Genomic DNA, 7,436 nt, shown 5'->3' on the forward strand with positions numbered 1-7,436 from the left:
CCCCTTTCTCCGCTATCATGATCGTCGGCGCGTTGGTGTTGCCGCTTGTAACCTCTGGCATTATGGACGCGTCACAGATGCGCAGCCCATCAAGGCCATTCAGCCGTAGCTGCGGATCGACGACAGCCTCTGAATCTGACCCCATGCGACATGTCCCGCTCTGGTGCCACGTGGTACTTGCTTCCTGCCGGAGCGCCGCAATGATTTCCTCCCGGTTCGAAAATGACCGCAACATCTCGCCCCGCACCGGCGCGAAAGCAGGATGGGCGGCAAGCTCCTGATTCCATTCGATGATCTCACAGAAGCGGTCGAGGTCATCTTGCTCCGAATAGTAATTTGGGTCGATTAGTGGCGCGTCGAAGGGACTCGCTGTGTCGAGCCTGATCGTTCCCCGGCTTTGCGGACGGCAGATATAGCCGAAAACCGTCACCATCGGCGGAAACTCGTGCCTCAACCGCTCTGCGGTGGATAGCCCCATGTACATCTGCGCACTCGGGTCCGCATCGGTCGGCCGAAGTTTCACAAAGGCGCCGACGTCAATCTGCATAGTGGACAACGGCCCTGTGCGGTCCGCCTCAAAACGTCGGACCGCTTCCTCATGCGAGGGATTGTCAAAGCCCCATTTCTCGGGGTCGAGTACCTGAAACGCGACAGCCGGTCTGCTGGCATGGTCACACAGGTTGCGTCCGACTCCGGGCAGATCGAGAACTGGGTCGATGCCATGCGGCGCGATTTCATCGGCCGCGCCGATGCCTGACAGCAAGAGGATGTGCGGCGATCCTATAGCGCCCGCACACAGCACAGTCTCCGACCCAGCCAGAGCCCGGCGGGCCTCACGGCCGACCACATAGTCGACCCCCGTTACCCTCTCACCTTCAGTTACGAGTCCTGTGATATGCGCGCCGGTTTCCAAGGTCAGGTTATCACGATGTAATATTGGTGTCAGATAGGCATCAGCAGTGCTGACCCGGCGTCCATCCCGAACGGTCCCTTGATGGTAGCCGCAACCCTCAGCCGACCCACCGTTGAAATCTTGGGTCCTGCGCAGTCCCATGGCCTCAGCGGCTTCGAGATACATTTCTTGGATTGGGTTGCGTTCGTTGAACTCCCCGACATTGAGCGGCCCGTCCTGCCCGTGCCATTCATCATCTATCGTCGCGTTCCGCTCCGCCCGTCGGAAATAGGGAAGCACGGCGTCATAGCTCCAACCGGTGCATCCGCGCTGTGCCCAACCGTCGTAGTCGCCGGGGTTGCCACGCACGTACAGGCACCAATTGATCGTGCTGGAGCCGCCGAGCGCCTTGCCACGGTTCAGCAAGATGCGACGATTGTTAAGATGCTTCTGCGGCTCGGTCCGGAAGGCCCAGTCAATGTTCGTATCCCAGAACTTCATAGCCGCACCCGGCATGGCGATCATTGGGTCTTTCGCCTCCCCCCCCGCTTCGAGAAGAAGAACTTTGCAGCCTTCGTCCTCTGTCAACCGGTTGGCAATGACACAACCGGCGGACCCCGCTCCGATAACCACGTAGTCAAAATGTAATTCAGCCAAAACCAGTTCCCCCTCTGAACAATGCCGAGAGAATAGCACAGAATGAGGCTACAACGTGATTGGGTCGTGTTTTTTCCCGCATAGACCCACGAAGCTAACATGCCTCAGTGTTCAGGCTGATAATCTGTGGGGGAGCTACCTAAAGTGAGGATCGCATGCAGCTGGGCCGAAGGTCTGAGACGGCCTCAGTTACGTGGGGCGCCAAGGTAGGCAGAGAAGAAGTGACGCTAAAGAGCGAATGGCACTTCCCAACCTGCATTATGAAGGGGCCTCCCTTCTCTTGTTGAGACAGAGAACTGCCAACGTGCCTCTGAGCTTCTGGGAAAGAGCATTGGGCTATCTATTGGGCTATCTAGTGAGAAGGCTCCGCCCGAGGAGGCGGAACCGATGGATCAGTGCATGGTGATCGGATGCAATGTAACTGGAAGACCGTTTTCGGGTCTTGGAATTGGCATACGTTGCCATTCCGGACCAGATGGACTGGTGAGCTTCACCCGGCGCTCGCGCAACAAAGTTGCGATGAAAAGTTTGACCTGCAAGGTCGAGAAATGCATTCCAATGCATTTGTGTGCGCCGCCACCAAATGGGGTCCATGCAAATTTATGTGCTTGGTCCTCCGCACGGTTGGGCGAAAAGCGTGAGGGGTCGAACCGTTCGGGGTCGGTGTAGAACTCAGACGACAACATCGTAACTCCGGGGTTCAACGTAACAGCTGTGCCTGCCGGAATATCGAAACCTTTCCAACTGAACCCTTCAACGGCACGACGCGGGATGAAGGGAACCGGCGGGACTAATCTGAGCGCCTCCTTGAACACTTGCTCGGTCTGGGTCATTTGAGCGAGGGCGTCACTGTCGAGCGGACCGTCTCCAATATCTGCAACTTCAGCGGCGAGGATATCCTGCCATTCGGGGTGCGCGCCAAGGGCCCAGATCATCGTGCTAAGTGCGGTCGATGTCGTGTCATGCGCCGCCATCATGAGGAAATTGAACTGATCGAGTATCTCGTCCTCGCTCCAGCCCTTGCCGTCCTCATCTGTTGCCTGACACATCTGTGAAAAGAAATCATCGCCGGGTTCGGCTCGACGTTCGGCGATTAGGCTCCGAAATGTATCGCGAAGGAATGATCGGCCGCGCACCCCATGCCACATCGGCGTAAACGGTACGGGATAGCGGATTACCGAAAGCGAAGCGCGGATTTCGTTGATGAATGCGGTGTTCAGCTTGCGGGCCAGATCACTTTCTGGCGGTAGACCCATAAACACGGCGCAACCCAAGCGAAGCGTCAGTTCCTTGATAGCATCATAAAACCGAAACTCCTTGCCGACTGGCCACTCGCGGACAAGCGATTGCATCGCTTCAGCCATATGAAGTGTGTACTCTTGCAGCGCCGGTGCTCGAAAGGCAGCCTGCATGATCCGGCGATTCTGGCGATGCTCAGCAAAATCCTGCAACATCAGGCCACCGGGGAATAACCGAGAGAGAGCGTCCCAGCCCAACTTCGAAGAGAAGTTCTGGTTCTTGTCTAACAACACCATTTCCATGGCATCTGCGCCGCAGAGGTTGACCCTCCAGATTCCAAGCAACTTCGTCTTGTACACTGGACCGTAGGTCGAAATGCTTTGTTTCTGAAAACCATAGGCATCGCGCACGATCCGCAGTGTATGCCCAACAACCGGAGGCGCAGGCGGCCCCGGGATGTGTGATAGTGCAGCTTTTGAAGTCATTCCCAAATCCTCAAATCAATAAACCAACAGTGTTTTTCTTCCTCAGCATCCTTTCTTGCTGCATTCTGATCAACCCTCTTGGTTGTTCAGTCCCGGCATCTGTCGCGGTAAGTAAGCAGATGTTGAGCTTTAGCAGGACATGAGAAAGTATGCTGGAATGACCTAAGCATGTTCTAGGGACGCTTGTGTGCGCCCAGTGAGCCACCACGTTTCGACTATGCCCATGCCCTTGACCTCTACCGTCCCCCGAGGTTCGAAGAGATAGTCGTCTGCCAACTCCTCATGGGCTGGCCCAGTCACCTGTATGCGTCCCGGCTCCCCATGGCTTTCCATGCGGCTGGCGGTGTTTACCGTTTCGCCCCAGACATCGTAGAACAGTTTCTTGTTGCCAATGACCCCGGCCACAGCTGGGCCAGCATGAAGGCCAATGCGTACCTCCAGCCCGTCAGGAAACTCGTCCGACATGTCTGCAGCCGTCCTTTGCATGTCGAGTGCCATCTCGGCCCCGATGCACTGGGTCGCCGCAGGGATTTGGCATCCCAGCCGCTACCATGTACGCATCACCGATCGTTTTGATCTTCTCTAGGCCATGTTTCTCAGCCAGTTCATCTAAGGCGCGGAAGACCTTGTTCAGGAAGCTGACGACCTCCTCTGCTGGAAGAGAGGCGGCACGCGGAGTGAAGTCCACGATGTCAGCGAAAAGGATCGCTGCCTGAGGCAGGCTGTCAGCGATGGTCCGGTCTGGTTCAACTTTCAAGCGGGCGGCTATGTCCTCGGGTAGGAGGTTGTAGAGTAGGGCCTCAGACCGGGCATATTCGGCTTCAAGGGCCATTTCCGTTTTTTCCACAAGTGCAAACGCCACATACCCAACGGCCAAAATAAGCGACAACGTTAAAAGTGTCGCCATGAACATGAACACCGTTTGCAATGGAGTGTTCCGGATTGCAGGAATCGCAGCTTCTGGGAAAATTAGTTGGGATGCTGCAAAGGCAAAGACAGCACCAAGCCCAATAAAGGATATTAGCAGGATACGATTAGGTCCGAGCACCACAAGAGCCACGGCAGGCACAACAAAATTGAATATGTGCAGACCAGCGTGTGCACCGATTAACCAAGTGATGATTGTAAAATGTGCATAGCAAGCAAGTGCGGTGATACTCATGCCAATCGATCGGTTTCGAGCAAAAATGTAGGGCTGTGGTAAAAACGATAGCCCAAATAGCAGCCCGACGATTGCGGCAGGCCACATAGACCAGTCGAAAACTAGGAATGCCGACACGTAGAATACTGACGTGAAGAAACCGAACAGTGATGCCAAGTTGCCCGAAAGTTGACGACGTTGCTACCTAACGGTTCCATCCGTGATGCCATAGTTAAGGTATTTCAGAAGCAGGCCCGGCGCCCTCAGTGTCATCACGGCTCGCCCTCCATTTCGTCTAATACTGACCATAGCATAGGACGTGAATTTGTACGAAGCAGGGTGCCAACCCTGCTGTCGCCATGGCGGCCTTCCTAAAGACAGGAACCTCAAACTTTACCTGTGACACCCTTGTCTCCATACTTTCATGCAGTTGTTGCTAGCTACTGGGGCGAGGAAGCATCGGATGAAGCGCCAACTGGCCGCCGTTCTGGCGGCTGACATATGCGATTACTCCCGCCTGATGGGAGAAGACTCCGAGGCGATGCTACGAGCCTTGCGGCGGCTCCGCGCCGAGGTTTTCGGGCCGAACATTGCCTCGCATCATGGCCGGATTGTCAAAAGCATGGGCGACGGTTGGATCGTTCTCTTCTCATCCGCTGTTGACGCGGTGTCCAGCGCCATGCGTGTGCAGGATCGCTTGGCGGAAGGCGGACATCCAGACGAGCCAGAAATCAGAATGCGCGTAGGGGTGCATCTTGGCGATGTTGTGGAGGAAGAGGACGACGTTTTCGGAGACGGGGTGAACGTAGCAGCTAGGCTAGAGCAGGCGGCAGCACCCGGATCGGTAACCGTGTCAGAAGCAGTCTACGGAAGCCTTGACGGTACGCTCCGGCCCTCTTTCGACGACGGTGGTGCATGGGAACTGAAGAACATTGAGCGCCCTGTGCATGTCTGGGTCAGGGGCGAAATACCAAAGGCCACAACAGCCTCGCGCACGAATTCCGATGGCCTTAAGATTGCAGTTGCCCCGGTCGCAACCGCCGATGATCGACACGAGGTTCAAGAACTGGCTGACGCGATCACGGGAGACGTAGCTGCATTTCTTGATGCGACAATGTGGATTTCCGCGGTAATCTCTCAGTCAGAAGCAAATGCGAAATACGTACTTCAGTCATATTTGCGCAGCTCGGGCGATCGGCTCCGCCTCGAAGTGAAGCTTGTCGATAGGGTTGGCAGGGTTTGGTTGAAAACTAAGCTCGATGGTAATCTCTTGGACGCTTTTGACTGGCAAGACTTGGTTGGGGAAAACCTGACTGGGCAAGTGTTGCAGACAATTTTCGACGCTGAACAGTCCCGGCTTAACAACCTCCCGGAACCTGAATTGACTGCCGCAGATCATACACTTCAAGCCGCATTGGCATTGGAGCGTTGGGATCGACAGGGCATAGAAGGGACCTTAGCGCACGCAGCTAGCGCATTGGAAATTGAACCCGACAGATTGGATGCCTTGGGCTTGGCACTGATTGGGTTTCAAACGAGCCAGTCATTTGGTTTTCAGGATTTGTGCAATCACTACAGAAAGCGCGCAGAGCAATGGTTGGAAGCGGCGAAGCGGTTGCATATTCAGCAACCGGCCTTTGAAATTCCCGTAGCATGGGCAGCACGATTTGATGGAGCAGCAACTCCACTTGAGTATCGCAGCGCCTTAGAGCGGGCGCTAAGAAGAGCTTCTTCGGACTTTGTGGTGATGGCCTACTGTGGTCTTGGGTTTAACTCTCTGGGTCTACCACAAACAGCTTTGGACTGCTTTCGCAAAGCCATTAAACTTGGGCAACACACGCCTTGGCGGCCGATGATGTTGGGAGGAATGGCCACAGCCTATTTTCAGATGGGCCGGTTCGAGAAAGCAATCCAGACCTGCGATGAAGGCCTAGCGTTGAATACTAATTACGCCACATTTCATCGCCTTCGCGCGGCGTCCTACGCACAGCTTGGTCAGTTGGACAAAGCGCGGGCCGCATGCGTTGAGCTACTAGATCGGGCACCAGACGAAACGATTAGTGTTATCCGGTCTAGAGCGGGCTATGCAGATACAGATGCCAACAAGAAGTTTCTTGATGGGCTTCGTATCGCTGGCCTGCCAGAGTGAGATAGGTACAACTTAGAACCAAGTTACCACCGGCGTCCCAGAGATGGGAAAACAGGACCCAAGACCTCAGGCAGTGCAGCTGTCTTCGCCGTGTCCGGCGAAGCCGTCCTGAACAATTGAGATAAGTCAAAGACCATCATCTCATCAGGATGCAAATTCCGCGCCATAAGTTGTCAGACGAAAGGACATTCTCATGGTCGAATCCAATCAATCCGCGAGCCTATGGCCACATCTTTACGAGCCGTTCAGCCGAATGGGGACAAAGCTCAAGAGCTTGTTCGCGCCCGCTTCTGACGCCTCATCAAGCGACAATGTCTACCGGATCAGCGTAGAACTCCCGGGGGTTTCCGAGGATGATATCGAGCTAAGCGCTGAAAACGGCTTGCTGACTGTATCCGGTGAGAAGATGGAGGAAACCGAGGAACAGGAAGGAACTTGGTACTTCTCCGAGCGTCAATACGGTGCCTTTAGGCGTTCATTTCGGATGCCAGAAGATGCTGATATCGAACAAACTGAAGCGCATATGAAGGACGGAGTTCTGAGCATCACTGTGCCTCGTCGCGCACCAGCTGAGAGCCGGGGAAAGAAAATCGCGGTCAAGAAAGCGTGACGAAGCTTCTCAGAAGTTAGGGCTGAGGTGATCGACCCTGAAGCGGTGCATGACTTTGCATCTGCGGGGCGGGTAACCTGAACGTGGCTCTGCCACCGGTCCGGCCCTTAGGCGTCATGTATCTCGGCAAGGTTCAGGCTGCTTAGGGGTGCGAATGGAGCTGAGCCGGTGGTCTGAGACGGCATGAGATATGGGGGCAGTATGGGCTTTGGATAGGAACCCTACCCCCCGGGGGTATCCCCCACCTGATGTGAGCAGCCGTC

The 7,436-nt window shown here is 55.4% G+C and carries 6 protein-coding genes; 2 read left to right on the plus strand and 4 right to left on the minus strand.

The window, feature by feature from the left end:
* The 4 genes from GV827_RS22780 to GV827_RS23940 form a co-directional block, all read right to left on the minus strand.
* Positions 1–1,549, minus strand: a 1,549-nt coding sequence (locus GV827_RS22780; RefSeq protein WP_164356565.1) for a GMC family oxidoreductase, incomplete at its 3' end; no start/stop codon positions are given.
* A gap of 392 nt (positions 1,550–1,941) precedes the next feature.
* Positions 1,942–3,273 carry a cytochrome P450 gene (locus GV827_RS22785; RefSeq protein WP_164356567.1) on the minus strand — a complete coding sequence of 444 codons (1,332 nt, stop codon included), beginning with the start codon at positions 3,271–3,273 and terminating at the stop codon, positions 1,942–1,944.
* A 162-nt stretch (positions 3,274–3,435) separates the two neighbouring features.
* The gene (locus GV827_RS23935; RefSeq protein WP_268895788.1) at positions 3,436–3,738 is read right to left on the minus strand and encodes an adenylate/guanylate cyclase domain-containing protein; all 303 of its coding nucleotides are present in this window, start codon (positions 3,736–3,738) and stop codon (positions 3,436–3,438) included.
* On the minus strand, positions 3,719–4,591 hold the full coding sequence (locus GV827_RS23940; RefSeq protein WP_328823209.1) for an adenylate/guanylate cyclase domain-containing protein: 873 nt from the start codon (positions 4,589–4,591) through the stop codon (positions 3,719–3,721). The genes GV827_RS23935 and GV827_RS23940 overlap by 20 nt, the downstream gene beginning before the upstream one ends.
* A 286-nt stretch (positions 4,592–4,877) precedes the next feature.
* Between GV827_RS23940 and GV827_RS22800 the strand changes: the two genes are divergently transcribed.
* Positions 4,878–6,563 (plus strand): adenylate/guanylate cyclase domain-containing protein, encoded by a 1,686-nt coding sequence (locus GV827_RS22800; RefSeq protein ID WP_164356574.1) that lies wholly within the window; start codon positions 4,878–4,880, stop codon positions 6,561–6,563.
* Between the two features lie 193 nt (positions 6,564–6,756).
* Positions 6,757–7,173, plus strand: coding sequence for an Hsp20/alpha crystallin family protein (locus GV827_RS22805; protein WP_164356576.1), 417 nt, complete (start codon positions 6,757–6,759; stop codon positions 7,171–7,173).
* The last annotated feature ends 263 nt before the right edge of the window (positions 7,174–7,436 follow it).

This window comes from Sulfitobacter sediminilitoris, assembly GCF_010667575.1.
In the GTDB taxonomy this organism is placed as follows: Bacteria; Pseudomonadota; Alphaproteobacteria; order Rhodobacterales; family Rhodobacteraceae; genus Sulfitobacter; species Sulfitobacter sediminilitoris.

Excerpts from the sequence above, each read along its gene's own strand:
- GV827_RS22785 (WP_164356567.1), bottom strand. The coding sequence starts at position 3,273 with ATGACTTCAAAAGCTGCACTATCACACATCCCGGGGCCGCCTGCGCCT.
- GV827_RS23935 (WP_268895788.1), bottom strand. The coding sequence starts at position 3,738 with ATGTCGGACGAGTTTCCTGACGGGCTGGAGGTACGCATTGGCCTTCAT.
- GV827_RS22800 (WP_164356574.1), top strand. The coding sequence starts at position 4,878 with ATGAAGCGCCAACTGGCCGCCGTTCTGGCGGCTGACATATGCGATTAC.
- GV827_RS22805 (WP_164356576.1), top strand. The coding sequence starts at position 6,757 with ATGGTCGAATCCAATCAATCCGCGAGCCTATGGCCACATCTTTACGAG.